The organism is Rhodovarius crocodyli, assembly GCF_004005855.1.
Classification (GTDB): Bacteria; Pseudomonadota; Alphaproteobacteria; order Acetobacterales; family Acetobacteraceae; genus Rhodovarius; species Rhodovarius crocodyli.
In genome coordinates this window covers 90,844-112,881 of the sequence record NZ_SACL01000006.1, presented here as the reverse complement: position 1 = coordinate 112,881, position 22,038 = coordinate 90,844, and the positions used below count along the sequence as shown (strand labels likewise).

18 protein-coding genes are annotated in these 22,038 nt (G+C 69.8%); 14 read left to right on the top strand and 4 right to left on the bottom strand.

Features of this window, described 5'->3' with window-relative positions; all coding sequences use genetic code 11:
• Nucleotides 1-9 precede the first annotated feature (9 nt).
• Both EOD42_RS17285 and EOD42_RS17280 read right to left on the bottom strand, forming a co-directional pair.
• The gene (locus EOD42_RS17285) at nt 10-402 is read right to left on the bottom strand and encodes a VOC family protein (RefSeq protein ID WP_127788823.1); all 393 of its coding nucleotides are present in this window, start codon (nt 400-402) and stop codon (nt 10-12) included.
• Nucleotides 403-415: 13 nt separating this feature from the next.
• Nucleotides 416-895: a DUF1178 family protein gene (locus EOD42_RS17280; RefSeq protein WP_127788822.1), complete on the bottom strand. Its 480-nt coding sequence runs from the start codon at nt 893-895 to the stop codon at nt 416-418.
• A gap of 130 nt (nt 896-1,025) precedes the next feature.
• Between EOD42_RS17280 and EOD42_RS17275 the strand changes: the two genes are divergently transcribed.
• The 12 genes from EOD42_RS17275 to EOD42_RS17220 all read left to right on the top strand — a co-directional run bounded on the left by EOD42_RS17275 (nt 1,026) and on the right by EOD42_RS17220 (nt 17,226).
• Nucleotides 1,026-1,811, top strand: coding sequence for an SDR family NAD(P)-dependent oxidoreductase (locus EOD42_RS17275; RefSeq protein WP_127788821.1), 786 nt, complete (start codon nt 1,026-1,028; stop codon nt 1,809-1,811).
• Between the two features lie 385 nt (nt 1,812-2,196).
• Nucleotides 2,197-3,813 (top strand): ABC transporter substrate-binding protein, encoded by a 1,617-nt coding sequence (locus tag EOD42_RS17270; RefSeq protein WP_127788820.1) that lies wholly within the window; start codon nt 2,197-2,199, stop codon nt 3,811-3,813.
• Nucleotides 3,813-4,844 carry an ABC transporter permease gene (locus EOD42_RS17265; RefSeq protein ID WP_127788819.1) on the top strand — a complete coding sequence of 344 codons (1,032 nt, stop codon included), beginning with the start codon at nt 3,813-3,815 and terminating at the stop codon, nt 4,842-4,844. Before EOD42_RS17270 ends, EOD42_RS17265 begins: the two co-directional genes overlap by 1 nt.
• Nucleotides 4,841-5,686 carry an ABC transporter permease gene (locus EOD42_RS17260; RefSeq protein WP_127788818.1) on the top strand — a complete coding sequence of 282 codons (846 nt, stop codon included), beginning with the start codon at nt 4,841-4,843 and terminating at the stop codon, nt 5,684-5,686. Before EOD42_RS17265 ends, EOD42_RS17260 begins: the two co-directional genes overlap by 4 nt.
• A complete protein-coding gene (locus tag EOD42_RS17255) occupies nt 5,683-7,311 on the top strand; it encodes a dipeptide ABC transporter ATP-binding protein (RefSeq protein ID WP_127788817.1) in 1,629 nt (542 codons plus the stop codon). The genes EOD42_RS17260 and EOD42_RS17255 overlap by 4 nt, the downstream gene beginning before the upstream one ends.
• Nucleotides 7,312-7,405: 94 nt before the next feature.
• A complete protein-coding gene (locus tag EOD42_RS17250; RefSeq protein ID WP_127788816.1) occupies nt 7,406-7,612 on the top strand; it encodes a hypothetical protein in 207 nt (68 codons plus the stop codon).
• Between the two features lie 134 nt (nt 7,613-7,746).
• Complete coding sequence (locus tag EOD42_RS17245; RefSeq protein ID WP_240655196.1) at nt 7,747-9,747, top strand: hydantoinase/oxoprolinase family protein; 2,001 nt, start codon at nt 7,747-7,749, stop codon at nt 9,745-9,747.
• Nucleotides 9,744-11,321, top strand: a complete 1,578-nt coding sequence (locus tag EOD42_RS17240; protein ID WP_127788814.1) for a hydantoinase B/oxoprolinase family protein — start codon at nt 9,744-9,746, stop codon at nt 11,319-11,321. Before EOD42_RS17245 ends, EOD42_RS17240 begins: the two co-directional genes overlap by 4 nt.
• Nucleotides 11,321-12,628: a class-III pyridoxal-phosphate-dependent aminotransferase gene (locus EOD42_RS17235; protein WP_127788813.1), complete on the top strand. Its 1,308-nt coding sequence runs from the start codon at nt 11,321-11,323 to the stop codon at nt 12,626-12,628. The genes EOD42_RS17240 and EOD42_RS17235 overlap by 1 nt, the downstream gene beginning before the upstream one ends.
• Before the next feature lie 55 nt (nt 12,629-12,683).
• A complete protein-coding gene (locus tag EOD42_RS17230; RefSeq protein ID WP_127788812.1) occupies nt 12,684-14,693 on the top strand; it encodes a hydantoinase/oxoprolinase family protein in 2,010 nt (669 codons plus the stop codon).
• Nucleotides 14,690-16,267 (top strand): hydantoinase B/oxoprolinase family protein, encoded by a 1,578-nt coding sequence (locus EOD42_RS17225; protein ID WP_127788811.1) that lies wholly within the window; start codon nt 14,690-14,692, stop codon nt 16,265-16,267. Before EOD42_RS17230 ends, EOD42_RS17225 begins: the two co-directional genes overlap by 4 nt.
• The gene (locus tag EOD42_RS17220; RefSeq protein ID WP_164867990.1) at nt 16,264-17,226 is read left to right on the top strand and encodes a Bug family tripartite tricarboxylate transporter substrate binding protein; all 963 of its coding nucleotides are present in this window, start codon (nt 16,264-16,266) and stop codon (nt 17,224-17,226) included. The genes EOD42_RS17225 and EOD42_RS17220 overlap by 4 nt, the downstream gene beginning before the upstream one ends.
• A 136-nt stretch (nt 17,227-17,362) precedes the next feature.
• Here EOD42_RS17220 and EOD42_RS17215 read toward each other — a convergent pair whose 3' ends face one another.
• Nucleotides 17,363-17,812, bottom strand: a complete 450-nt coding sequence (locus EOD42_RS17215; protein WP_127788809.1) for a nuclear transport factor 2 family protein — start codon at nt 17,810-17,812, stop codon at nt 17,363-17,365.
• A gap of 151 nt (nt 17,813-17,963) precedes the next feature.
• On the opposite strand from EOD42_RS17215, the gene EOD42_RS17210 reads away from it, so the two are divergent.
• A complete protein-coding gene (locus EOD42_RS17210) occupies nt 17,964-19,556 on the top strand; it encodes a Na+/H+ antiporter (RefSeq protein WP_127788808.1) in 1,593 nt (530 codons plus the stop codon).
• A gap of 75 nt (nt 19,557-19,631) precedes the next feature.
• Nucleotides 19,632-20,822 (top strand): MFS transporter, encoded by a 1,191-nt coding sequence (locus EOD42_RS17205; RefSeq protein ID WP_127788807.1) that lies wholly within the window; start codon nt 19,632-19,634, stop codon nt 20,820-20,822.
• Nucleotides 20,823-20,826: 4 nt separating this feature from the next.
• Here the strand turns inward: EOD42_RS17205 and EOD42_RS17200 are convergent, their stop codons facing one another.
• Nucleotides 20,827-21,969 carry an EAL domain-containing protein gene (locus EOD42_RS17200; protein WP_164867989.1) on the bottom strand — a complete coding sequence of 381 codons (1,143 nt, stop codon included), beginning with the start codon at nt 21,967-21,969 and terminating at the stop codon, nt 20,827-20,829.
• Nucleotides 21,970-22,038: the final 69 nt, after the last annotated feature.

Below are 22,038 nucleotides of genomic sequence, written 5' to 3'. Positions count from 1 at the left end.
GGGGAGGCTTCAGGCGGAAGAGCCGTCCCGGCAGACGAAGCACAGCTTGTTGCCGTCCGGGTCGCGGAGATAGGCGCCATAATAATCAGGGGTGTAGTGCGGGCGCAGGCCGGGCGGGCCCTCGCAGGTGCCGCCCATGGCCAACCCGGTGGCATGGGCCGCATCCACCGCCGCCCGGCTGGGGGCGTTGAACGCCACCATGGTGCCGTTGCCCGGCGCCGCCAGCGCGCCGTTGAACGGCAGCGTCACGCACAGCAGGGGGCGGTCGTGGTCGGGGTGCTTCCAGGCGGCCCAATCGGCCTCTCGGAACTTCCGCACCAGCCCGATCCGGCCCAGCACCGCGTCATGGAACGCGACAGCGCGGTCCAGGTCGGCGGTGCCCAGGCAGACATGGCTGATCATCGGCTATCAGCCATCAGCTATCCGCGCGGGGCAGCCAGGGGATGTTGCCGATCTCGATGCCCTCGTCGCGCAGCGCCTCGGCCTCCGCCTCGGTGGCCTCGCCATAGATGCCGCGCTCATCGGCGTCGCCATTGTGGATGCGGCGGGCTTCCTCGGCGAACTGGTTGCCGACGTAGTCGCAGTTCTTCTCGACCTCGGCGCGCATGCGCTGCAGCAGTGAGACGAGCTCGGCCGGCATGGCCTTGGGCGCCACCGCCTTGGTGGGGGCCGGGGCTGCCTCGGCCGGGGCGGGTGCCGGCACGGCATCCGGGCGGCCCTTGGCGCCGGGCACCCTGGCCACGGCAGGGGCCATCAGCGCCTTCTCGACCTTGGCCGAGCCGCAATGCGGGCATTCCACCAGCCCGGCCCTGGCCTGGCTCTCGAAGGCATCGCTGCTGCGGAACCAGCTGTCGAACTGGTGGCCGCTATCGCAGCGGAGGGAAAAACTGATCATCTCCTTGGTATCCTGACATAGTGCGGTCGTCTGTCTGACATATAGCGTGCCACGGCGCGTAATCGAGGGCCATGCCCTCTTGGGCAATGGGGATAAGCCGTCCTAGGCTGCCGCCCGAGGAGACATATCCATGCATCTGACGTTGAACGGCCGCGCGGCGCTCATCACCGGCGGCTCCAAGGGGCTCGGCCTCGCCATGGCCACGGCCTTCGCCCAGGCGGGCGGGCATGTGGCGCTCGTCGCACGCGGCGCCGAGGATCTGGAGAAGGCCGCGGCCTCCATCCGCGCGGTGGCCCCCGCCGCCAAGGTCGCCGCGGTGCCCGCCGACATCCGCAGCCTGGACGGCTGCAACGCCGCCTTCGCCGCCGCCGAAAAGGCGCTGGGCCAGATCGACATCCTGGTGAACAACGCCGGCACCAGCCAGCGCGGCCCGTTCATGACGATCGACGAGGCGCTGTGGGAAGACGACCTCAACCTGAAGCTGATGGCCGCCGTGCGGCTGTGCCGCGCCGCCATCCCGGGCATGAAGGCGCGCAAGTGGGGGCGCATCATCAATGTGCTGAACATCGGGGCGAAGGCGCCGCTCGCGACCTCCACCCCCACCAGCGTCAGCCGCGCCGCCGGCATGGCGCTGACCAAGGCGCTCGCGAACGAGTTCGCCCCCGACAACATCCTGGTGAACGCCATGCTGGTCGGCATCATCGAAAGCGACCAGTGGGTGCGCCGCCACGCCGCCGACAACCGGGGCCTGTCCTGGGAGGAATGGAAGGCCGAGCAGGGCAAGTCCGTGCCGCTCGGCCGCATCGGCAAATCCGAGGAATTCGCCGCCCAGGCGCTGCTGCTGGCGAGCGAGATGGGCGGATACATCACCGGGACGGCCATCAATGTGGATGGCGGTAAAAGCCCGGTGGTGTGAAGGACCGGGGGGCTTTGCCCCCGGACCCCCAGCAAGGGGCGCTGCCCCTTGCATCCCCGCCAGGACCGTAGCGGCCCTGGACCCCAGGGACTTGGCGCATGATCCGGCCAAGGTTTTTCTCATTGAAAATTATAATGAAATTGGTGCCGCTCCTATCAAGATGGGGCGCCAAACTCTTATCAGGTCCAGGAGATATTATCTCCTGGTGGGGGTGTCGGGGGCAAAGCCCCTGACTTGGGGGTTCCGGGGGCAAAGCCCCCGCTCTCTGCCCAACCCGCGTGCACACGCTGCGGCGCGTCATTCTTTCCCGGCGATTTATGGTTTCCCTCCGGGCCTCACCTGCGCTGACATCCCACCCGACCGAGGCATCCCAAGGGGGCATCCGATGAAGTTCAACCGCAGGCAGGGCTTTCAGGCCGCCGCAGCCGCCGGCGTGGCCGCCACCGCCGCCCCGCGTGAGGCGATGTCCCAGACCCGTGCGGAGACGCTGCGCCAGGTGATGGGCGGCGTGATCAACTCGCTGGACGCCACCATGCTGGGCGGCACGCGTGAGGGCTTCGGCCTGGTCATGAACACCTATGACCGGCTGTGCTCCATGGGCCGCAAGCCGGTCTCCACGGGCGGCTTCACCTTCGACCTCGACAACATCCGGGGTGAACTGGCCGAGCGCATCGACCGCTCCGCCGACGGCCTGACCTACACCTTCCACATCCGCCAGAACGCCACCTGGCATGACGGCACGCCCGTGACGGCCGAGGACGTGAAGTGGTCGCTCGACCGCTCCGTCTCCGCGCGCTCGCTGGCGCCGCCGCAGATGTCCATGTCCTCCTACACCTCGCCCGACCAGTACAAGATCGTCGGTGAGAAGACGGTCGAGGTGAAGCTGCCGCGCTCGGACCGCCTCGCACTCGGTAACCTGTCCACGCCTTACGCCATGATGATCAACTCCAAGCTCGCGAAGCAGCACGCGACGTCGGATGATCCCTGGGCGATCAACTACCTGAAGGAAAACCAGGCGGGCGGCGGTGCCTACATCGTCGAAAGCCACCGCCCCGGGCAGCAGCTGCAGCTGCGCCGCAACGACAATTGGAAGAACGGCCTGAACGGCGAGCTTCCGTATTTCCGCCGCATCATCATGCAGACCGTGCCCGAGGCCGCGACCCGCGCGTCCCTGGTCGAGCGCGGCGACGCCGACCTGTGCATCGACCTGGCCGCCAGCGACGTGCCGGCCATCGAGCAGCGTAACCGCGCCAAGGTGGTGGCCATCCCGCAGGGCAACACCTTCCAGTGCATCGTGTTCAACACGCGCGTGGCACCCTTCGACAACCCCAAGGTGCGCCGCGCCTTCGCGCTCGCGCTGCCCTATGACGCGATGTTCCAGGCGGCGCTGTTCAGCCGCGGTTCCAAGTATTACGGCGCGAGCTGGACCCAGGCCCCGAACGGCCTGTTCCCGCAGCCGCTGGGCGTGAACCAGGACCTGGACCGCGCGAAGGCGCTGCTGGCCGAGGCCGGCTTCCCGAACGGCCTCGAGACCACCTTCACCTACGCCGTGTCCATGAGCGCCTTCGTGGACCCGATGGCCGCCCTGTTGCAGGAGGCACTGGGCCGCATCGGCGTGCGCGTCGCGATCCAGAAGCTGCCGGACGCGCAGATCGGCACGCTGATCGTCGAGCGCCGGCTGCCCTTCTTCACCGACCTCGGTTCCGCCTGGCTGCCGTCCCCCGACTACTTCTTCCGCCTGTATTATTCGGGCGAGACACGCTGGAACTACTCCGGCTGGCAGAATGCCGAGGTGACGGCGATGGCGCAGGAGGCCCGCTTCACCATCGACCAGGCGCGCTATGACGACATCTGCCGCCGCATGATCGACATCAGCCTGGAGCAGATGCCGCACGTCATGCTGTGGTCCGGCAACCATGAGGCGGTGATGGCCAAGAACATCGAGGGCTACACCTACTGGTTCCATCGCATGGTCGACTGGCGTGACCTGAAGCGCAGCTGATGCGGGCGCTGAAGTCTGTCGGCGTGCGGGTGGGGCGGCGTCTCGTCGCCTCGGTGCCCGCTCTGCTGGGTGTGGTGGTGTTCACCTTCGTGCTGATGCGCGTGCTGCCCGGTGACCCCGCGGTGTTCTTCGCCTCCGGCCCCAATGCCGGCCAGGCGGAGATCCAGATGATCCGCGAGCAGATGGGCCTCGATCGGCCGGTGCATGAGCAGCTGATCCGCTATTTCTCCGAGATCGGGCGCGGGCAGCTGGGGCGGTCGATGACGACCGGCCAGGCGGTGGTGGCCGATCTGCGGGAGCGGCTGCCGGCCTCGCTGGAACTGACGCTGGTGGCGCTGATCCTGGCGCTGGGGGCGGCGATACCTTTGGGCATATTGGCGGCGCTGCGGCCCAATTCGCCGCTGGATCACGTCGTGCGCTTCGTGTGCAGCATGGGCGTGTGCGTGCCGACCTTCGTGTCGGGGCTGCTGCTGATCTATGTGTTCTATGTGGTGCTGGGCATCGCGCCGGATCCCACCGGGCGCATCGACATCTTCGCCGCCAGCCCCCCGGACATCACGGGCTTCCTGCTGCTCGACTTCGCCATCACCGGCGATTGGGAAGGCTGGCGCGCCGCCGCCGGGCAGATCATCCTGCCTGCCTGCACCATGGCGCTGTTCGTTCTCGCCCCGCTGGCGCGCATGACGCGCGCCTCGATGCTGGCAGTCCTCGGCAGCGACTTCATCCGCACCGCGCGCAGCATCGGCCTGTCGCGGTGGAAGGTGATCGTGGTGCATGGGCTGCGCAACGCGCTGCTGCCGGTCATCACCATCACCGGCATCGTGTTCTCGACCATGCTGGGCGCCAATGTGCTGGTGGAGAAGGTGTTCTCCTGGCCCGGCGTCGGCTCCTACGCCCTCGATGCGCTGCTGGGGTCCGACTACGCGCCCGTGCAGGGCTTCGTGCTCATGATGGCGCTGGCCTTCGTCGTGGTTAATCTGCTGATCGACGTGCTGTACGGCATCGCCGACCCCCGGGTGAATGTGGAATGAGTGCGACGCTGAAACACGCGGCCTGGGTGCTGCGCGGCAACCCCGTCACGGCACTGGCCGCCACGGGCGCCACGCTGCTGGTGCTGATCGCGATCTTCGCGCCCTGGCTGGCACCGCACGACCCCATCCTCTCCAACGTGCCGATGGCCTTGCAGCCGCCCTCCGCCACCTATTGGGCCGGCACCGACCAGCTGGGGCGGGACGTGTTCTCGCGGTTGCTGGTCGCCACCCGGCTGGACCTGGCCATCGCCGTCTCGGCGGTCGGCATTTCCTTCGCGGCTGGCGCCGTGATCGGCAGTTTCTGCGGCTATATCGGCGGCTGGCTGGACAAGTCGGTGGGGCGCCTCGTGGATGTGCTGATGGCCTTCCCGCTGTTCGTGCTCGCCATGGCGATGGTGGCGGCCCTCGGCAACCGGGTCGAGAACATCGTCATCGCCACCGCCTTCATCAATCTGCCCTTCTACATCCGCTTCGCCCGGGCCGAGGTGAATGTGCGGCGCAACCTGGGCTGGGTGGAGGCCGCGCGCTCGGGCGGCGAGAGCCACATGACCATCGTGCTGCGTTACCTGCTGCCCAACATCCTGCCGGCCATGGCGGTGCAGATCTCGCTCAACCTCGGCTGGGCCATCCTGAACGCGGCGGGGCTTTCCTTCATCGGCCTCGGCGTGCAGCCGCCCACCCCGGAATGGGGCATCATGGTCGCGGAGGGCGCGCGCTTCATCACGGCCGGTCAGTGGTGGCTGGTGGCCTATCCGGGCCTCGCGCTGATGCTGACGGTGCTGTGCTTCAACCTGCTGGGTGACGGCTTGCGCGACATCCTGGACCCGAGGATGCGCACATGACCCTGCTCTCGGTTCAGGACCTGCGCGTCTCCTTCTCGACGCGCCGCGGCGTGGTCGAGGCCGTGCGCGGCATCTCCTTCGACCTCGCCCCCGGCCAGACGCTCGCGGTGGTGGGCGAGAGCGGGTCGGGCAAGTCGGTCACCGCCTATGCCGTGACGGGGCTGCTCGACCGTGCGGGGCGCATCGCCGGCGGCAAGATCGTCTTCAAGGGCCGCGACATCACCGGCGCACGGGAAAGCGAGCTGCGTGCCCTGCGCGGCGCCGCGATCTCCATGGTGTTCCAGAACCCGCGCGCGGCGTTGAACCCCATCCGCAGCGTCGGCCGGCAGGTGATGGATGCGCTGTCGGCGCATAATTCGCTCTCCGGCCGCGAGAAGCGCGAGAAGGCGCTGGACCTGCTGCGCGCCGTGCTGATCCGCGACCCGGAGCGCCGCTTCGACGCCTATCCGCATGAGCTGTCGGGCGGCATGTGCCAGCGTGTGATGATCGCGATGGCGATGGCCTGCGAGCCCGCTCTGCTGATCGCGGACGAACCCACCACGGGCCTGGACGTCACCACCCAGAAGACGGTGATGGACCTGCTGACCAAGCTGGTCGCCGAGCGCGACATGGCGATGATCCTCATCACCCATGACCTGGGCCTGGCCGCGCAGTACTGCGCCAATGTGGCCGTGATGCAGGAGGGCGTGCTGGTGGAGCGCGCGCCGGCCGCCCAGCTGTTCCAGCGCCCGCAGCACCCCTACACGCAGCGCCTGGTCGCGGCTTCTCCCACGCCGCGTTCCACCGTGCAGGAGCTGGTGGGCGAACCACCGGCCCCGCCCATCATCCGCCCGCCCGAACGCCCGGGCCAGGCCCCGCTGCTGGAGGTGCATCGCCTGACCAAGCTGTATGACGGCTTCAAGGCGGTGGACGATGTATCCTTCACCCTGCGCGCGGGTGAGAGCCTGGGCCTGGTGGGTGAGAGCGGTTCCGGCAAATCCACCATCTCGCGCATGGTGTGCCGGCTGATCGACCATTCGGCGGGCGACATCGTGTTCGACGGCCAGGATATCGGCGATGTGAAGGCGCGGGATTTCCACGCGAGCCGCTTCCGCCGCGAGATCCAGCTGGTGTTCCAGGACCCGCATGAGAGCCTGAACCCGCGCTTCACCGCCTTCGATGCCATCGCGCGCCCCGTGACGCGGCTGCTGGGTGTGAAGGACGGCAAGGAACTGACCGGGCGCGTCGAGGAAGCCGCCGAACGCTGCGGCCTGCCGCGCAACCTGCTGGGCCGCTTTCCGCACCAGCTCTCTGGCGGGCAGAAGGCGCGTGTCGGCATCGCGCGCGCCATCGCGGTCGGGCCCCGGCTGCTGGTGCTGGATGAACCGACGGCGGCACTCGATGTCTCGGTGCAGGCGGTGGTGCTGAAGCTGCTGGACGACCTGCGCCGGCAGGATGGCCTGGCCTTCCTGTTCGTCAGCCATGACCTGAACGTGGTGCGGATGATGTGCGAGCGCACCATCGTGCTGCGCCAGGGCCAGGTGGTGGAGCAGGGCGACAGCGCCGCCATCTTCGACGCGCCGGCCGATGCCTACACGCGGGAATTGCTGACCGCGATTCCGCATTTCGACCCGGTGGCCGCTTGAGAAGGAATTAATTTCCTTCTCACGCATCCTCTCCCGAAACCGTGCGTTCTGACGGGTGTCAGACCAATCGGGAGCCGCGGAAAGCGGGAAGCAGATGGAATTCCACATCACCATCAAGGGGCCGCAGGTGCAGAAGCATTACTGGGCCGAGGTGAAGAACAGCGGCGAACTGCCCTTCGCCTTCGAGGACGCGATGCAGCACTACCGTTCCATCGTCGCCCACGGCAACCCGAACGGCATCGAGGCCGGCATGTGCGTGGGCAACCCCGCCACCCGCCATGCGGAGGCCCTGCGGGTCTGAACTGCCCAACGGCCGGGCCGTCTGCCCAGCCCGTGCCCGGTTCGCCGGAAATGCGCCGCCCTTCGATCCCGCCGGGGGGTGGCCACCCCCCGATGTTGCGGCATGATCGCCTCGGTTGAACGAGGGACGTGCGCGTGCAGAGCAGGCTTTGGGATATCGGCACCGATATCGGGGGCACCTTCACCGATATTCTGGCGGTACACACTGAAAGCGGCGCCACGCGCATCGCCAAGGTGCCCTCGCGCCCAGACGCGCCGGTGCGCGCGATGCTGGAGGCGATCGCCGCCGTGGGGCTTTCCGAACCCGACGTCCGCCGCTTCATCCACGGCACCACCCGCGTCACCAATGCGCTGGTGGAAGGCCGCTTGCCCAAGGTCGCGCTGATCTCGACCGAGGGCTTCGAGGATGTGCTGGAGATCGGCCGCTATCGCCGCACCGAGCTGTACCGGCTGGATGTTCCGCCCAAGGCGCCGCCCCTGGTCCCGCCTGCGCTCTGCTTCGGGCTGAAGGAGCGCCTGGACCACACGGGCGCGGTGCTGCTGCCGCTGAGCGAGGCCGAGATCGCGCGCTGCGTGGAATGGGTGAAGGCGTCGGGCGCGAAATCCGTGGGCATCTGCCTGCTGCATGCCTATGCGAACCCGGTGCATGAGAAACAGTTGATGGAGGCGCTGGCGCCCCATGTGCCGCATCTGTGCGTCAGCCATGAGATCAACCCCGAGGCGCGCGAGTATGAGCGTGCGTCCTCGACCGCCTTCAACGCGGCGGCCATGCCGGTCGCGGTCGATTACCTGACCGAGCTGGAGGAGAAGCTGCCGATCGGCCCGGGGCTTCAGGTGTTCCACTCGGCGGGGGCCATGGTGCCGCTGCCGGCGGTGAAGCGCCGGCCGCTGGTGATGGCCATGTCGGGCCCGGCGGCTGGTGTCTCGGCCTCGGCCCGCATCGCCCGCAGCCTGGACCGGCCGCGCGTGCTGACCTTCGACATGGGCGGCACCACCACCGATGTCTGCCTGATCGTGGATGGCGTGGCCGAGATGACGGACACCCGCATGATGGGCGGCCGCCCGCTGCGCCAGCCCATGCTGGCGGTGCATTCCATCGGCGCGGGCGGCGGGTCCATCGTGAAGCTCGGCTCGGGCGGCCTGTCTGTCGGCCCCGAAAGTGCCGGCTCCGAACCGGGCCCGGCCTGCTACGGGCGCGGCGGCACCCGGGCAACCATCACCGACGCCAACGCCGTGCTGGGCTACCTCGACCCCGAGGCGAAGCTCGGTGACACCATCCAGCTCGACGTCGCGGCCGCGCGTGCCGTGATCGCCCCGATTGCCGAAAAGCTCGGCATGGGGATCGAGGAAACCGCGCTCGGCATCGTGCGGGTCGCCAATGCCGCCATGGCGCGCGCGCTGCGCCGCGTGACGGTGGAGCGCGGCGTGGATGGGCGCGACTGTACGCTGCTGGCCTTCGGCGGCGGCGGGCCGATGCATGCCGTGGGCCTCGCGGACCTGTACGGGCTGAACGAGATCATCGTGCCCGCGGCCTCCTCTGCCTTCTCGGCGCTCGGCTGCCTGACGGCGGATTTCTCGGTTCTGCAGCAGCGCACCATCCGCATGCCGCTCGACGACTTTCCCGCCCGGGCCTTCGCGGACCGCGTGGCGGAGATGGAGGCCGAGGCCAGCGAACCGCTGATCGCCAACGGCATCCCGGCCGCCGAGATCGGCATGGAGCACACGGCGCTGATGCGCTACGCGGGGCAGAGCGAGGCGATCCCGGTGCCCTTCGCCATGCCGCTCGACCCAGGCGTGCTGCATGCGGCCTTCACCGGCCGGCATCAGGAACTGTTCGGCTACGCCACCGCCGAGCAGGTGGTGATCGAGAGCCTGCGCATCCAGGCGCGCCGCCCGTCCTCCACCCCCGTCGCGCGCCCCGATGTGGGCCGCGCGCAGAAGCCCGCCCGCACCCGCGACTGCGTCTTCGCCGAAGGGCGCCTGCCCACCCCCATCCTGCCGCGCGAAACCCTGACCGACGCCGTGCAGGGGCCCGTCATCATCGAGGACGCCTGGTCCACCGTGATCGTGCCGCCCGGCTGGCAGGCGCGCGGCGACGCGATCGGCAATCTCTTCCTGAACCGGAGCGCCGCATGAGCCCGCTCGATCCCTTCGTCGTCGAAGTCATCCGCCACGGGCTCTCGGCCGCCGCCGAGGAAATGAGCCTGGTGATGACGCGCTCCGCGCGCTCTCCGCTGCTGCGGGAGGCCGGGGACCTGTCCTCCGCCGTCACGGATGCCGAGGGCGGCCTCGCGGGGCAGGGCAAGGACATCCCCATCCATATGGGGGCCATGGCCTATGCGATCCCGGAATTGCTGAAGCTGAAGCCGCTGGAGACCATGCGCGAGGGTGATGCGCTGATCTTCAACATCGGCAAGCTGGGTGGCAACCACCTGAACGATGTGAAGGTGGCCCGGCCCGTCTTCGTGGACGGGCGGGTGGTGGCCTGGGCGATCAGCCTGGCGCATTGGCCCGATGTCGGCGGCACCTGGCCCGGCAGCTATCTGGTCAACGCGGTGGACAGCTTCCAGGAAGCCATCCGCATCCCGCCCGTGCTGCTGGCCACCGCCGAGGGCGTGCAGCGCGGCGTGATGGACATGATCCTGTCCAACGTGCGTGACCCGGTGGCCTGCGAGGGCGACATGCTGGCGCAGCTCGCCTCCACCCGTGCCGCCGAGAAGCGCATCCGCGAGATGTGCGCCCAATACGGCACGGAGACCTTCCTGGCCGCGCTGAAGCGCCTGCATGACCTCTCGGAAGCCGAGATGCGCGAGGCGATCCGCGACCTGCCGGATGGCGTGTATGAGGGCGAGGATTTCCTTGACGACCTGGACGCGAACGGCGACCCCGCGCGCATCCATATCCGCATCGAGATCGAGGGCGACCGCGCGGTCTTCGATCTCTCGGGCAGCTGCGACCGGCTCGCCAATTTCTGCAACATGACGCCCTATATCGCGCGCTCCGCTGTCGCCTACGGCGCGCGCTGCCTGTCGGGGCGCGACATGCAGCAGAATGCGGGCGCGCTGCGGCCGCTGACCATCATCACCCGCCCGGGCTCCATCCTGGAGCCGGGCTTCGACGCGCCGGTGGCCGCCGGCAACCACGAGACGTCTATGCGCATCGTGGAGGCCATGTTCAAGGCGATGGAGGGCGTGATCCCTGAGCGCCTGACGGCCGGTGGGGCCTCCACCTCCGGCCTGCTGAACTTCTGCGAGCCCCGCAAGGGCGAGCCCTGGCGCATGCTGTATGAGGTGCATGGCGGCGGCGAGGGCGGGCGGCACGAGCGCGACGGTGTTTCCGCCACCCGCGTGCTGCTGACCAACACCTCCAACACCCCGGCCGAGATGATCGAGACCAACTACGCGATCCGGGTCGAGAAACAGGCGATCAGGCGCGGTTCGGGTGGTGCGGGGCGGCATAAGGGTGGTGACGGCATCATCCGCCGCTATCGCGTCATGGCGCCCGAGATGTGGCTGACGGCCTGCCTGGAGCGTTCCAAGAACCCACCCTTCGGGCTGCAGGGCGGCAAGCCGGGCCAGACCTTCCGCCTCACGCTGCTGCGCGACGGGGTGGAAACCCAGCTCGACGGCAAGCTGAACATGCTGCTGCGCCAGGATGACGTGCTGACGCTGGAGAGTGCGGGCGGCGGCGGCTTCGGGGAGCCCGTCTGATGGCGAGGCTGCTGCGCACCGGGCTGAACGCGGGCGGCGATCCGCCGCGCGTGGTCGGCGGCAAGGGCGTGTATTTCGAGCTTTCGGACGGCCGGCGCGTGCTGGATGGCAGCAACACCGGCGGCCCGCTCGGCCACGGCCACCCACGCATGATCGAAGCGTTGCGTGAGGCCGCCGCCCTGCCCATGGTCAGTGAGGGCTGGGCCTGGAAGGGCCGCGACCAGGCGGCGGAGGATTTCTTCGAGATCGGGCTTTCCGGCGAGGAATCCTGGGCCGGCGCCGTGCGCTTCTGCCTGTCGGGCAGCGAGGCGAACGACATGGCGCTCTCGCTGTCCCAGGCGCTGACCGGGCGGCAGGCGATCGCGACGCGGGAGCGCGCCTATCACGGCATCGTCGGCCTGTCGCGCGACGTGACGGTGCAGCCGCACTGGCATGGCGGGCTGGCGGCCCCCGGTGCCACGCGCCTGCCTTTCCCCAACGCGCCGGTGCATGTGCTGCCCCCGCCCGAGAACGCGGCCTGGATCCACCCTCTCGAAGCCAGGCGTCGCGAGGCGGAACCGCTGCCGGTCACGCTGGCCGCCATGGCGCCGAAGCTGGCCGAAACGGCGGCCGTCATCCTCGACTACACCCAGGGCGGCTACTACCACGACCCCGACTATCAGGACGCGATGGCCACCGCGACGCGCGATGCGGGCGCGCTGTGGATCGCGGACGAGGTGGTGACGGGGCTGGGTCGCTCGGGCCGGCCCTTCGCCTTTCAGGCCGGGCAGTCGCGGCCGGATATCGTCACGCTGGGCAAGGGGCTGGGCGGCGGCATGGTGGCTGTGGCCGCCATCGTGCTGTCGCATGAGGTGCTGGACCGCATGAAGGGCGCGGCCTGGCAGAATTACGGCACGCTGCGCGGCCACCCGATGACCATGGCCGCCGTCTCGGCCTATCTGCGCATCATGCGCGACGAGGCGCTGCTGCAGCGCGTGGCGGCGCATGAAACCCGCTTCCGCGCGCGGCTGAGCGAGATCGCGCAGCGCCACCCGGCTGTCGCCCGCGTGGCGGGGCAGGGGCTGCACTGGACCATCGAGTTGCATGGCCCCAGCTGGAAGCAGTGGCTGGCCGATACGCCGGAATCGCCCATCGCCTCGCAGGTCGCGGGACGCGCGCTGGAACTGGGCGCCGTCATCGGCACCAGCGGCGAGCAGACCTCGCTGTTCCTGGCCCCGCCCCTGGTCATGAGCGAGGCGGAGGCAGAAACCCTGCTCTCGATCCTGGACGAGGCATTGCTCGTCGCCGACCGGGCGCACAACGCCTAGAAACACTGTTCCTGCGGGTTGACTGTCATACAATACGACAGGAACCTCCGTGCCGATGATGTACGAGATCGGTATCGATATTGGCGGCACCTTCACGGATGCGGTGTGCCGCGCCGCTGACGGCAGCACCCGGCTGCTGAAAGTGCCCAGCACCCCGCGCGATCCGTCCCAGGCGGTGGGGGTGGCGCTGGCGCGCCTGCTGGCCGATGGCGGGGGCGTGGCGCGGTTCCTGCACGGCACCACGGTCGCGACCAACGCCATCCTGGAGGGCACTGCCGCCAAGGTCGGGTTGATCACCACGGCGGGTTTCGAGGACGCGCTGGAAATCGGCCGCATGGTGCGCGCCGCCAATTACGACCTCAGCTTCGGCCCGCAGACGCCGGTGGATGTGGTGCCCGCCGAGCGCCGGCTGGGCGTCGCCGGCCGCATCGGCCCCGACGGCGCGGAGGTCTCGGCCCTGGATGAGGCAGCCGTGGCCCGGGCCGTGCATGACCTGCTGGCCCAGGGCGTGCAGGCCATCGCGATCTCCTTCCTGTTCGCCTTCATCAACCCCGCGCATGAGCAGCGCGCGCGGGAGATCGTGGCGCGCGAGGCGCCGGGCCTGGCCGTCTCGCTGTCCAGCGAGGTCGATCCCGCGATCCGCGAATATGAGCGCACCTGCGCCACCGTGTTCGACGCCGCCCTGAAGCCGGTGATGAACGTCTATCTCTCCCGCATCGAAACCATCCTGGCCGGGCAGGGCGTGAGCGTGCCCCTGCAGGTGATGCATTCGCGCGGCGGCCTGCTGGGGGCGGGCGCGGCGCGCGGGCGGCCGATCCGCCTCACGCTGTCCGGGCCCTCGGCGGCCGCGATCGGGGCCGCCAGCGTGTTCCGCGATGCGGGTTTCGAGCAGGGCGTGTCCATCGATGTGGGCGGCACCAGCGCCGATGTGGCGCTGATCGAGAACGGCACGCCGGCGCTGCGGCATGACGGTCGGATCGGCAAATACCCGGTGCGGGTGCCCACCGCCGATGTGCTGGCGGTGGCCGCCGGCGGCGGCTCCATCGCCTGGATCGACGCGGCCGGGGGCCTGCGCGTCGGGCCACGCTCGGCCGGCGCCGACCCGGGCCCCGCCTGCTACGGGCGCGGCGGGGTGCTGCCGACCGTGCTCGATGCCTCCGTCGTGCTGGGGCTGGTGGATCCCACCCGCTTCGCCAATGGCGAATTGCAGCTGCGCCCGGACCTGGCCGAGGCCGCCATCCGCCGCGACATCGCGGAGCCGCTGGGCATGAGCCTGGTCGAGGCCGCGACCGCCATCCACCGCGTGATCAACGCGACCATGGCGGAGGCGGTGCGCCAGATGACGGTCGCCCGCGGCATCGACCCGCGCGACTTTCCGCTGATGCCGGCGGGCGGCGGCGGCGGGCTGCATGTGGCCGCCATCGCGGAGGATCTGGGCATGACCCGCATCGTGGTGCCCGCCGCCCCCGGCGTGCTGGCCGCGACCGGCCTGCTGGAGGCACCGCTTGAACATGATGCGAGCCGCGGTTTCTTCCGCTCCCTCACGCAATTGCCGGAGGCCGCGCTGCGCGAGGCGATCGCGGGCCTGACCGCCCGCTGCGCCGCCGCCATGGCCGCCGACGGCGCCGAGGCCGACGAGACCGAGGTTTCCGCCGCCGCCAGCTTCATGGGCCAGGGCCACACGCTGGATGTGGTGATCCCGACCGGCACCGACACGCCGGGCGAGGCGATCCGCCTGGGCTTCATCGAGGCGCATCGCCTGGCCTATGGCCATACCCGCGATGCCCCGGTGCGGCTGGTGGAATTGCGGGTGGTGCAGCGGAAACGCTCGACCACCGGGGCCATGCGCTGGCCCGCGCATGCGACCACGCCGGACGGCACCCGCGCCGCCACCATCTACGGGCAGGCGCTGGACGTGCCGATCCTGCATCGCGCGCGCCTGGCCCCCGGCGAACGCCGCCAGGGCCCCGCCATCATCGAGCAGGCGGACAGCACGACGGTGGTCCCGCCCGGCTGGGCCTTCACCGCGCACCCCACCCATCTGCTGCTGGAGGTCTCGCCATGAAGCACGACCCCGCGACCCTCGAGATCATCCGCCGCCGCCTGGAAGGCATCGCGGAGGAAATGCAGGGCATCATGCTGCGCAGCGCCGTCTCGCCCATCGTGCGGGAGGCGAATGACGCCTCGGCCAGCATCTTCTTGCCGGACGGCACGGTGATGGCGCAGTCCGTCTCCCTGCCGCTGCTGCTGGGCTGCCTGCTGCCGGCGGTGCAGCGCCTGCTGAAGCAATTCCCGGTCGAGAGCATGGCCCCGGGCGACATCTTCGCGATGAACGACCCGTATGACGGCGGCACGCATATTCCCGACCTGTCGCTGATGATGCCGGTCTTTGTGGATGGGCAGGTGGTGGCGCTGGCCGGCACCATCTTCCACCACCAGGACATGGGCGGGCTGACCCCGGGCTCCGTGCCCACCAACGCCACCGAGATCTTCCATGAGGGGCTGCGCCTGCCGCCCCTGCGCCTCGGCCGGGACGGAGTGGTGGATGAGCAGATCCTGCGCATCATCGGCGTCAACATCCGCACCGCCGATGCCTTCGAGTGGGACCTGAACGCGCAGATCGCCGCCTGCCGCGCGGCGGTCACGCGCCTGCAGGAACTGGCCGCCCGCCACGGCGCAGCGCCGCTGACCGCCATGATGCGGGAGCTGGTGGACCGGGCGGAGGCCGCCACCCGTGCGGCCATCCGCGCCATGCCCGATGGCCGGTGGGTGTATGAGGACGCGCTGGACAATGACGGCGTGGTGCTCGACCAGCCCGTGCCCCTGCGCGTGACCGTGACGGTGCGGGACGACACCATCACGCTGGACTTCACCGGCACCTCGCCGCAGGTGAAGGGCCCGGTGAACGCCGTGCCCGCCGGCGTCATGGCCGGCGCCTATTTCGCCATCCGCGCCGTCACGGGCCACGACATTCCGAACAATGGCGGCTGTTTCCGCCCGCTGGCGGTGATCCTGCCCGAGGGCTCGCTGCTGAACCCGCGCGCGCCGGCGGCGGTGAATGCGCGCACCGGCACGGTGAAGCTGCTGACCAATGCGGTCCTGGGTGCCTTGGCGCAGGCGATGCCCGACCGCATTCCGGCCGCCAATTCCGGCGTCAGCGTCGTGATGGCGCTGTCCGGGCGCGACGACAACGGCGCGGCCTTCGTCGTGACCGAGGCCCTGCAGGGCGGCAGCGGCGGCAGTGCGGAACGTCCGGGCGTGAACTGCGTCTCGACCGATATCGGCAACACCATGAACCAGCCCGCCGAGGCGATGGAGATGGACGCCCCCGTGCGCGTGCACCGCCTGGCCGTGCGGCGCGGTTCCGGCGGCCCCGGGCTGCATCCCGGCGGCTGCGGCACCATCCGTGAATACGAGGTCCTGAAGGGCCCATTGACGCTGACCTTCCGCGGCGAGCGCCATTTCCACCCCGCGCGCGGGGCGGCCGGCGGCGGCGACGGCAGGATGTCGGAGGCGCATGTGCTGCGCGCCGATGGCCGGCGTGAGGAAATCCGCTCGAAGCTGAGCACGGTCTTGCAGACGGGCGACCGGTTGGTGATGGCCACCGCCGGTGCCGGAGGATGGGGAACCCCCGAATGAACAGACGCGCCTTCCTGGCCAGTACCATGCTGGCCACCCCCGCCTTTGCGCAGAGCTGGGATGCCACGCGCCCCGTGCGCTTCGTGGTGGGCTACACGCCCGGCGGCTCCTTCGACCTGGTGGGCCGGGCGCTCGCCGAGGGCATCCAGCAGCGCCTTGGCAACCCGACCGCGGTGGAGAACCGCCCCGGTGCCGGTGGCTCCATCGGCAGCGAGGTGGTGGCCCGCGCCGCGCCGGACGGCACCACGCTGCTGATCGGCGGCGCCGGCACCCATGGCGTGACTCCCGCCGTGCGGCGCAACCTGCCCTTCGACACCGCGCGCGACTTCACCGCCGTGGCCCGCATCGCCGAATTCGCGAACGTGATGGTGGTGAAGGCCGACAATCCGGCCCGCACGGTGCAGGAATTCATCGAGCAGTCCCGCGCCAAGCCGCGCGGCATCACCTTCGGCTCCCAGGGGGCCGGCACCTCGATCCATCTGACCGGTGAGCTGTTCCGCCTGCGCACGGGGCTGAACATGACGCATGTGCCTTATCGCGGCGGCGCGCAGGTGCAGATCGACATCAATGCCGGGCTGGTGGACGTGATGTTCGACAATTTGCCTTCCGTGCTGGGGCAGATCCAGTCGGGCAACATGCGCGCGCTGGCCGTGACCTCGCCCGCGCGGGTCGAGGCGTTGCCCAATGTGCCGACCATGGCCGAGGCTGGCATGCCTGACTTCGTGGTGACCAGCTGGGTGGGCGTGTTCGGCCCGGCGCGGATGGACCCGGCGCTGGTGGAGCGCCTGTCGGGCGTGATCCGCGAGACGGCGCTGTCGGCCGAAGGTCAGCGCCGCCTGAAGGCGCTGGGCGCCGAAGTGGCCGTGGCCGGCCCTGCCGAGTTCGATGCAGCCTGGCGCGCGGATATGGCGCGCTGGCAGCAGGTGGTGCGGGATGCCAGGGTGGAAGTGACGGATTGATCTTCTTTTTCTGAAGAAAAAGAAGCAAAAATACTTTATCTATTGGCCCTGGTGGTAAAGACCGCACTTCACCGCCAGGGCATACAAAACTGCCAAAAGTTTTTTGGTTCTTTTTTACAAAAAAGAACGTGAACTCTTAAGCCGCCGGCAACGCAAACGCCTGCCGCGCCAGCAGCAGCCACCGCCCGGACTGTTTCTGCCACACCTGCAACACCCCGATGCGGATGTTCACCGGCGCGCCCCGCACCATCTGCTCCGCCACGAAATGATGCCGCGCGATCGCGCTGTCGCCCACCACGGCCACGGTCTGGTTCGGCAGGGTAAGCGAGTTGAACGGCGAGGTGCCGGCCGTCGCGTTGTCCAGGAACTGCTGCTTGTTCTCGATCCGCGCGGAGGAATGGCCGTAGCTCAGCTCCGGCGCGACCAGCGCATCGAGCCGCGCGCGGTTGCCGTCCTTGAGCGCGGCGCGGAAGGCCTCGACGGCCTCATTCACGGCGGTCTCGTCGCCTGCGGCCTGCGCGGCGGCGGGCAGCAATGCCGCGCCGGCGGCAGCGATCAGCGCCGTGCGGCGCCCGGATTGGGTCATGGTGGATTCTCCCTCGATGATGCCGTCTGCGCGGCATCCGGGCGGACTATGCGCCGCCGCCCGCATCGCGGCAAATGAGCGCGGCGTCAGAATTCACCTCTGCCGGTAACAGTCACTTGCGCGCCCCCCATTCCCTCGCGCATCAGGGGCCATGCACCTCGTCCATGCCTTTGAGTTCGTCCTGTTCCTGCTGTTGGCGGTGATGGCGCTGGAATGGCTGGCCCAATACCTGCGCCTGCCGCCCGCGGCCGCGCAGATGCTGGGCGGCATCGCGCTTGCCTTCATTCCCGGCACGCCCGCGCTGCAGTTGGACCATGAGCTGGTATTGCTGCTGTTCCTGCCGCCGCTGCTGATGGTCAGCGCCTATTTCACCGTGCTGTCGGATTTCCGGCGCAACATCTCGGCCATTCTCAGCATGGCGGTGGGCGCCGTGATCTTCACCACCCTGGCGGTCGGCGTGGTGGTGCACTGGCTGGTGCCCGGCCTGCCCTGGGCCGCCTGCTTCGCGCTGGGGGCGGTCGTCTCCCCGCCCGATGCGGTCGCCGCCAAGGCCGTGCTGGAACGTGTGCGCCTGCCGCGTCGCCTCTCTGTGCTGCTGGAGGGCGAGAGCCTGCTGAACGATGCCTCGGGCCTGGTGCTGTTCCGCTTCGCGGTGGCGGCGGCCCTGACGGGCACCTTCAGCCTGGGCGAGGCGGTGGTCACCTTCACCATGCTGTCGGTGGGCGGCGCGGTGCTGGGTGCCGCGCTGGGCTATCTGCTGGTCTGGCTGATGCCGCGGCTGAAGCAGCCGCACCTGATCATCGCGGCCACCTTCATGCTGCCCTGGGTCGCTTATGTCGCGGCCGAGCGCGCGCATGTCTCGGGGGTGATCGCCACGGTGGCGGCGGGGCTCGTCTTCGGCTGGTACCAGCATGAGGTCTTCACCGCCTCCGTGCGGGTGCGCGGCACCGCCACCTGGGAAGTGGTGGTGTTCATCCTCGAATCACTGGTCTTCGTGCTGATCGGCCTGTCCCTGCGCGGGGTGGTGGAACGGCTGGGCGGCGCCGGTGAGACGCTGGCGCAGCTGGGCCTGCCGGTGCTCGGGGTGGTGCTGGCGGTCATCCTGTCGCGCTTCGTCTACGTTTTCGCGGCCGAGGGGCTGCGCAGCGCCCGGTGTCGCATGTCCCAACACGGCGATACCCGCTTTTCGGCACGCGCCTGCACGGTGTTGAGCTGGGCCGGCATGCGCGGCGTGGTGACGCTGGCGGTGGCGCTGTCGGTGCCCGACGACATGGCCGGGCGCGATCTGATCCTGGCCTCGGCCTTCGCGGTCATCCTGGTCACGGTGCTGCTGCAGGGCACGACGCTCGGCGTGCTGATCCGGCTGCTGCGGCTGCAGGGCACGCCGCGCCGGGGCGGGCATCTGACGCGGCCCCAGGCGCGCGCCGAGATCGCGGCCGTGCAGGCCGAGGCAGTCAGGAAGCTGGCCTATGACAAGGAGGGCAACCTGATCCATCCGCGCCTGCTGGACCAGTTCACCTATCGCGCCCGCGCCGCCGACCGCTTCAGCCGCAACCCGCAATCGCTGGTGGGGGAGCGTGACGCGCATTTCGCGGTGCTGCTGGCCGCGATCCAGGCCGGCCGCGCGGAGATGCTGCGCCTGCACCGGTCCGGCCGCATCCATGACGAGACGCTGCACGCGCTGGAACGCGACCTCGATCTGCTGGAAATGGCCAACGCCCAGATCGTGGGCGAAGAAGTATAGGCAAGCGGGGCTACCCCTTTTTACCGGCCCGCGCCAAGCTGGGCCGGTCCAGGAAGGGTAGGGGCAGCCGGTCGAATGAGCACATACGCGCCGCATCCGCAGCGTATCCTGATGCTGGCCCTGGGCGCGATGTTCCTGCAGCAGAGCTTCGCGACCCTCGGGCGGTCGCTGCCGCCGATCCTCGCGCCGGCGATCGTGGCGGATCTGTCGCTCGATCCGGCCTGGCTCGGTGTCTATATCGGCATATCCTCGGCGGCGGCGCTGGTGTTCCAGTTGGGCTGCGGCAGCTTCATCCTGCGCTATGGCGCGCTGCGCTTCAGCCAGATCGCGCTGCTGCTGCTGGCCGCGGGGCTGGGCCTCGCGGCCGCGGGCCCCATGGTGTTCTTCCTGTTCTCGGCCATTCTGGGCGGGGGCGGGGCCGCGACATCCACCCCCGCCAGCTCGCATCTGCTGGGGCGCTATGTCACGGCGCGCCAGGCGCCGCTGATCTATTCCATCAAGCAGACCGCCGTGCCCGCGGGGCTGCTGGCGGCGGGGCTGCTGGGGCCGCTGCTGACGGGCATGTGGGGCTGGCGCTGGGCGCTGGTGGCCTCGGCCATCGCCGCGGTGGCGTTCGCGCTGGTGCTGCAGCCGCTGCGCGCCGAATTCGATTCGGACCGCCTGCCGGGCAAGAGCTTCCGCCTGTCGGATTTCTGGACGACCATCCAGGTGGTGCTGCGGCCCGGACTGCGCCCCTATGCCTTCGGCTGCCTGATGTTCAACGGGTTGCAGGCGGTATTCACCACCTATTTCGTGCTGTTCCTGACGGAACTCGGCCACAGCCTGACGGCAGCGGGCGCGCTGTTCGCCGTGGCCATGATCATCGCCGTGCCCGGGCGCATCTTCTGGGGCTGGCTGGGCTCAGGCCGGGTTGAGCCCCGGCTGCTGCTGGGCGGCCTGTCGCTGGGCATGGCCGGCAGCGCCGTGCTGATGCCGTTGGTGACCCCGGCTTGGCCGATGCTGGGCATCGGCGTCATCGCCACGGGCTTCTCAGCCACCGCCATGTCCTGGCACGGGGTTCTGCTGGCCGAGACCGCGCGCCTGGCGCCCGACGGCATGCACGGGCACTGCACGGGCGGCGTGCTGTCCTTCGGCCAGGTCGGGGCCCTGATCCTGCCGCTGGTCTATGCCGGGGTGCTGCTGACGACCGGCAGCCATGGGCTGGGTTTCGCCATCTGCGGCGCGCCGGGCTTCGTGGTGGGCTGGTGGCTGATGCGCCGCCGCTGAGGGTTCAGCCCCGGTGCCCGCCGGCCCAGCTGCGGCGCCAGGCGGGCAGCACGGAATGGGGCAGGGGGCGACCCACCCAGAAACCCTGGGCACGATGCACGCCGAGAGCCGCGACCGCCTGCCACAGCCTTTCCTCGGCCACGCCCTCCGCCACCACATACTGGCCGTGGCGGTCCGCGTGATCGACCACGCGCTGGACGAAGCGGCGGGCGCGGGCATCTTCCGGCAGGCGCATCACCAGCCCCTTGTCCAGCTTGATGCCCGAGAAGGGCAGCCGGATCAGGTGCATCCGGCCGTCATCCATCGTCAGGTCGTCCAGATGGACGTCGATGCCTTGGTCGGCCAGGCGCCCGATCGCTCGGCGCAGCACCGAGAGATCCCGCACCGGCATGTCCTCGGTCAATTCGACGCTGAGGTTCTGCGGCGGCAGGTGGCCGGTCATGCGCGCCCGCGCGATCCAGACCTTGAGGTCGATCTGTAGCAGCTGCTCCAGCGAGACATTGACCGCGACCTTGATGCCGAGCTCCGGCGCCAGCGTGCCGAAATCCTGGGCAGCGCGCGAGACGACGGCCACGGCCAGGGCGCGGGACAACCCCGCGCGTTCCAGCTGGGGCAGGAAGCTCTGCGGGCTGTGGGCCATCGGGCTGCCGCGCCAGCGCGACAGCGCCTCCACCATCACCAGGCGGCGAGAGGCGATGTCCACAATGGGCTGGTAGCGCACGAGCAGGGCGCCCCGGTCCAGGCCGGCGGCCAAGGCCTCGGCGCTGCGCAGGGGAATGCGGCGGGGGCGGCCCGTGGTCTCGGCCAGGGCGCGCTCCAGCTCCTCGGCCTCGGGCGGCAGGGCGGCGACGCCGTCGGGCACCTGCCCGCCCTCCGCGGCCACGAACACCATGGCATCGGTCAGCGCCGGGTCGTCGATGGTGGAAAGCAGTTCGGTCCAGGCGGTGCCGACGGCCTCGGGTTCCAGCACCACGCGGCGCGGCGGCAGGCCGGGCCGGCTGAGATGGACCAGGGCCTCCTGCGCGCTCTCGGTCAGGCGCGGCGTCAGGCCCGACACACGCTGGGCGGCAGCCCGAGCGGCTGCAACCACGCGTGGGTGGCGGGCGAGGATCAGCACTTCAGCCGGTGACACCGGGCGTCTGGACAAGGCGCTTGACCTTTCAGGCATGAAATCCCCCAGGGCGTGCTGGGGGGAGCACCGGCCTGATACCTCTCT

What these genes read in the sequence shown, in the direction of transcription:
- EOD42_RS17285 (WP_127788823.1), bottom strand. Translation starts at nt 402, where the DNA reads ATGATCAGCCATGTCTGCCTGGGCACCGCCGACCTGGACCGCGCTGTC.
- EOD42_RS17280 (WP_127788822.1), bottom strand. Translation starts at nt 895, where the DNA reads ATGATCAGTTTTTCCCTCCGCTGCGATAGCGGCCACCAGTTCGACAGC.
- EOD42_RS17275 (WP_127788821.1), top strand. Translation starts at nt 1,026, where the DNA reads ATGCATCTGACGTTGAACGGCCGCGCGGCGCTCATCACCGGCGGCTCC.
- EOD42_RS17270 (WP_127788820.1), top strand. Translation starts at nt 2,197, where the DNA reads ATGAAGTTCAACCGCAGGCAGGGCTTTCAGGCCGCCGCAGCCGCCGGC.
- EOD42_RS17265 (WP_127788819.1), top strand. Translation starts at nt 3,813, where the DNA reads ATGCGGGCGCTGAAGTCTGTCGGCGTGCGGGTGGGGCGGCGTCTCGTC.
- EOD42_RS17260 (WP_127788818.1), top strand. Translation starts at nt 4,841, where the DNA reads ATGAGTGCGACGCTGAAACACGCGGCCTGGGTGCTGCGCGGCAACCCC.
- EOD42_RS17255 (WP_127788817.1), top strand. Translation starts at nt 5,683, where the DNA reads ATGACCCTGCTCTCGGTTCAGGACCTGCGCGTCTCCTTCTCGACGCGC.
- EOD42_RS17250 (WP_127788816.1), top strand. Translation starts at nt 7,406, where the DNA reads ATGGAATTCCACATCACCATCAAGGGGCCGCAGGTGCAGAAGCATTAC.
- EOD42_RS17240 (WP_127788814.1), top strand. Translation starts at nt 9,744, where the DNA reads ATGAGCCCGCTCGATCCCTTCGTCGTCGAAGTCATCCGCCACGGGCTC.
- EOD42_RS17235 (WP_127788813.1), top strand. Translation starts at nt 11,321, where the DNA reads ATGGCGAGGCTGCTGCGCACCGGGCTGAACGCGGGCGGCGATCCGCCG.
- EOD42_RS17230 (WP_127788812.1), top strand. Translation starts at nt 12,684, where the DNA reads ATGATGTACGAGATCGGTATCGATATTGGCGGCACCTTCACGGATGCG.
- EOD42_RS17225 (WP_127788811.1), top strand. Translation starts at nt 14,690, where the DNA reads ATGAAGCACGACCCCGCGACCCTCGAGATCATCCGCCGCCGCCTGGAA.
- EOD42_RS17220 (WP_164867990.1), top strand. Translation starts at nt 16,264, where the DNA reads ATGAACAGACGCGCCTTCCTGGCCAGTACCATGCTGGCCACCCCCGCC.
- EOD42_RS17215 (WP_127788809.1), bottom strand. Translation starts at nt 17,812, where the DNA reads ATGACCCAATCCGGGCGCCGCACGGCGCTGATCGCTGCCGCCGGCGCG.
- EOD42_RS17210 (WP_127788808.1), top strand. Translation starts at nt 17,964, where the DNA reads ATGCACCTCGTCCATGCCTTTGAGTTCGTCCTGTTCCTGCTGTTGGCG.
- EOD42_RS17205 (WP_127788807.1), top strand. Translation starts at nt 19,632, where the DNA reads ATGAGCACATACGCGCCGCATCCGCAGCGTATCCTGATGCTGGCCCTG.